Source organism: Lamprobacter sp., from assembly GCF_034860625.1.
Classification (GTDB): domain Bacteria; phylum Pseudomonadota; class Gammaproteobacteria; order Chromatiales; family Chromatiaceae; genus Lamprobacter.
Genome location: NZ_JAYESN010000282.1, coordinates 1 through 3,624, shown reverse-complemented (window position 1 = coordinate 3,624; position 3,624 = coordinate 1). Strand labels below are relative to the sequence as shown.

Here is a 3,624-nt window from a genome sequence, read left to right as displayed (position 1 = left end):
GAGCGTATTGCGACCCTCGGCGGGCAACCGGTAGGTACTCCTGACGCTATCGTGAAGCGCCGCGAGTGGAGCGACTATTCGCTGGGCAAGGCTTTGGTCAGCGAGCACTTGGGTGCTCTGGATATCGTGTATTCGGGTGTGAATGAGAGCCAGCGTAAGGCCATCGCCGGACTGTCGGAGGTCGATCCGGTGTCGGAAGACATGCTCACGGGACACCTTGCGGATCTCGAGCAATTCCAGTGGTTTGTGCGTGCACACCTGGAGTCGTCGGCGGGCGAGTTGGCCACCGTCGGCTCCAGCAGTGAGCGGGATGCCGCGCGTGCCGCCAGCGGCGCTCGGCAGTCTGGCGCCTGAGTGTGACTGCAGGGCACCGGCACCGCCTGTGCTCAAATGGCGATGCCGGACGCGCCAGAGAGAAACGTGGCGTCCGCTTACGCATTACGTTCCATGGCACGCGGATTCGTGTCCTTGCGATTCGTGGACTAGCGGCCAAGCGTTCGACAAAGAGTCAGTAGTAGTTAAAGAAGGAGAGTTTCATGCAGACCAATGCCCAGACCAACGATGCCTACGAGCTGTTCATGGGCGCACTGGATGTGTCCAATCGTGCGCTCGAAGAAGTTCGCGATAGGCCGGTGGTAAAAAAGATGGTGGAAATGATGGAAAAACAGGCCTCGGGCAAAAAGTTCGGGGTTGCTGTGTACAACGGCGATGCCTCTACACCGCACGATTATTTCACAGTGCGGGTTCAGAACCACCATCTCCAACTGGCATCCCACGGCAAGGATTCACCGGACATCGACTGGAAAGTGTCAATGGCGTATCTGCGCGACATCAACGAAAACCCACAGGCCTACATCGACAACCCATTGAAAATCGACTTTGACTGGCTGAAACACAGGATTCAGGATGGAATGAGCTGAGACTGTGGCCGATAAAAACGAAGAAAAGCGGCAGTTTCAACAGCGTCTGCGCATCTCCCCGGCGCTGGTACACGATATTGTTCGGGAGGAAGGCGAGCAAGAGCTGCAACGCGGCTTTCCGGCGTTGTGGTGGTCGGGGCTGGCCGCCGGCTTATCCATGGGGTTGTCGCCGCTAGCTGCAGGCATCCTTGCAGCACTGCTACCGGCGCAGCCTTGGGTTGGGATCATTGTCGCCTTTGGCTACTCTGCCGGGTTTTTGATCGTGGTGTTGGGCCGCCAGCAATTGTTCACTGAGAACACCATCACCGCGCTGCTTCCGGTAATGAACCACCGTAACCGACGCTATGTGCTGAAGATGTTCCGGCTTTGGGGCATTGTGCTGGTGGCCAATCTGGCAGGCGCCGCTATCGTAGCCACACTGTTGGCGGCAACACCCCTGTTACCGGAACACTACTCTGACGCCATTGCGCATATGAGCAACGAGTACCTTGAGCGTTCGCCGCTGGGTACGTTCCTCTCCGCGATCGTTGCCGGCTGGTTGGTGGCGGCATTGGTGTGGACAATGCCGTCCGTGCCCACCAGCCGCTTTGCACTGGTGTTGTTCTTTACCTGGCTGATCGGTATTGGCCACTTTGCGCGCATTATCGCCGGCGCTGTGGGTGCATTCTTTCTTGTGGTGCAGTCAGCTGCGAATCTCGTGCACGTGACCAGCCACTTCCTGTTGCCAGCCTTGCTGGGTAATGTGATGGGCGGCTCGGCATTGTTCGCGTTGATCAGCTATGCGCAGGTCCGCAAAGAGGTGGATCCAGAATAGGGCCAGAGAACGGCGCGCCTTTGGGCCAGCGTGTCCAAGCGCGGGGGTAATACAGCCGGCTGCGTTCAGGGCGTCATTCGGCATCGCCGAGGGCGTCGAGACTGTAGCCCATGGCAGAAATCTTCTCGAGCTCGGCGCGGCATTCACGACGCCGGTGCAGTGCGAACACGGTTGCGCCCATCTTCCTTAGCTGCGTAGAGCGCTTCGTCCGCGCGTTGGAAGGCGTCCTGATCGTTGCCATCAATGTCGAATTGCGCGACGCCTAAGCTGACTGTGATTGGTGGCAGATCTGCACCTAGCGGCTTGGATGCTATGCTGGCGCGCAGGGTCTCGGCCAACGTCTGCGCACCCTCCAGCGTGGTGCCAGGCAGCAACAAGGCGAATTCCTCGCCGCCCCAGCGCGTCAGTACATCTGTGCCGCGCAGTTGCTCTTGCACGTGAATAACGACGGCTTTCAACACTTCGTCTCCCATGAGGTGCCCGTAGGTGTCATTGATGCTCTTGAAGTGATCAATATCCAGCAGCAGCAGGGATACCGGTTGGCGCTGCCGAGTCGCGCGAGCGTACTCGTGTTCCAGCAGCGTATCAAAGAAGTCCCTGTTGAAGGCGCCCGTAAGCCCGTCCCTCTGCGCCGCCGATTCCAGTTTGCGCTCAAGCGCAAGTTGCGCACTCAAGTCGCGAAAAGCGATCACCAGGCCCTCCACAGCACCTGGAAGGCCGCGCATGGGGGAAGCAAAAAGCTCCACGTCGAGCGGACTGCCATCACAGCGATAAAATGTATCCCGCCATGCCTTCAAGGGTTCGCCCGTTGCCATCACGCGGTGTATCGGGCAGTCCGCCAAGGGGTAGGGGCAACCATCGGCGTGGTGGCCGTGCACCGTAACGTGCATATCGCGCCCCACCTGTTTGCGCAGCCGGTCGAGCACAGCTCGCTCTGTGGCCGGACCTTGAAAGACGCGCGGCGTTTGGCCAAGTAACTCGTCTGCGCTGTAGCCAGTCTGGGCGCACAAAGCGGGATTTACGTAAACGATCTCCGGCCCGGGCGTCTCCAGCTCCGCCGTGGTGACCAGGACAGCATTGAATGCCTGTTCAATGGCGCGGCGAAAGGCCTGTGGTTCAACAAAATTCTGCACATTGATTCCAGTTTGTTGGCGCTAGCACGGCCGCAGCATGCATGCAATTAAGGCTGCTTGCCGTGCGCCGCTGCTAGTCGGTACTATACCTGTGACAGTATCACGCGGTAAATGTGGTCAGCGGGCACACAGAATATCGGCGCTTTTCAGATTTTTGCATTATAAATCAAAAGATTATGATGTTGAGGGTGTGTTGGCAGCCTCGGCGCGCAGCGTGCGTGTCAGGCTATGAGCCTCGCGTCCGCTGTCAGGGCCGGGCAGAGGCAGTGTGCATCAGAACATCCCACCGAGCTGGCCGCGTGGCTGGTGATAGATCACCAGATTGATGCGTGGCGGCCGGGTCTTGATCATCCGATATGCTAGCCGCCCCTGATTGGAGCCCTTAGTAAAAACAATTGAGCGCAGCCCGACCGCCACTGCGCCACTGGGGAAATGATGCGCGAGCTTGAGCAGTTCCAAAAAGACCTTCAGGTAACACCACGAAGTTGGCACGAGATGAGCATGAACCTGGTGCCAGCGCCGATCTTTGTCAAAGATCGTGCCGGTCGTTACCTTGCCTGTAACCGCGCCTTCGAAGTTTTTATCGGCAAGCGCGGTGAGGAGATGATCGGAAAAACTGCGTTTGAGCTCTTCCCGCATGAGCTGGCCAAGATCTATCACGATGCCGACGAGCGTCTTCTAAAGGCGCGCGGGAACCAGACGTACGAGGCAAGCGTTCAATACGCAGATGGCACCTATCGCGACGTGCAGTTCCATA

6 protein-coding genes are annotated in these 3,624 nt (G+C 58.5%); 4 read left to right on the top strand and 2 right to left on the bottom strand.

Annotated elements, in window-relative coordinates:
- The 3 genes from VBE63_RS26155 to VBE63_RS26145 all read left to right on the top strand — a co-directional run.
- Window positions 1–354 (top strand): Dps family protein (locus VBE63_RS26155; protein WP_323685929.1); only part of this gene is annotated, 354 nt, incomplete at its 5' end.
- A gap of 182 nt (window positions 355–536) precedes the next feature.
- Window positions 537–920 (top strand): hypothetical protein, encoded by a 384-nt coding sequence (locus VBE63_RS26150; protein ID WP_323685928.1) that lies wholly within the window; start codon window positions 537–539, stop codon window positions 918–920.
- Between the two features lie 4 nt (window positions 921–924).
- On the top strand, window positions 925–1,734 hold the full coding sequence (locus VBE63_RS26145; RefSeq protein ID WP_323685927.1) for a formate/nitrite transporter family protein: 810 nt from the start codon (window positions 925–927) through the stop codon (window positions 1,732–1,734).
- A 143-nt stretch (window positions 1,735–1,877) separates the two neighbouring features.
- Here VBE63_RS26145 and VBE63_RS26140 read toward each other — a convergent pair whose 3' ends face one another.
- Together VBE63_RS26140 and VBE63_RS26135 are read right to left on the bottom strand one after the other, a co-directional pair.
- The gene (locus VBE63_RS26140; RefSeq protein WP_323685926.1) at window positions 1,878–2,867 is read right to left on the bottom strand and encodes a sensor domain-containing diguanylate cyclase; all 990 of its coding nucleotides are present in this window, start codon (window positions 2,865–2,867) and stop codon (window positions 1,878–1,880) included.
- A gap of 273 nt (window positions 2,868–3,140) precedes the next feature.
- Window positions 3,141–3,359: a hypothetical protein gene (locus VBE63_RS26135; protein WP_323685925.1), complete on the bottom strand. Its 219-nt coding sequence runs from the start codon at window positions 3,357–3,359 to the stop codon at window positions 3,141–3,143.
- Window positions 3,360–3,368: 9 nt separating this feature from the next.
- On the opposite strand from VBE63_RS26135, the gene VBE63_RS26130 reads away from it, so the two are divergent.
- Window positions 3,369–3,624, top strand: a 256-nt coding sequence (locus VBE63_RS26130) for a PAS domain-containing protein (RefSeq protein WP_323685924.1), incomplete at its 3' end; no start/stop codon positions are given.

What these genes read in the sequence shown, in the direction of transcription:
- VBE63_RS26150 (WP_323685928.1), top strand. Translation starts at nt 537, where the DNA reads ATGCAGACCAATGCCCAGACCAACGATGCCTACGAGCTGTTCATGGGC.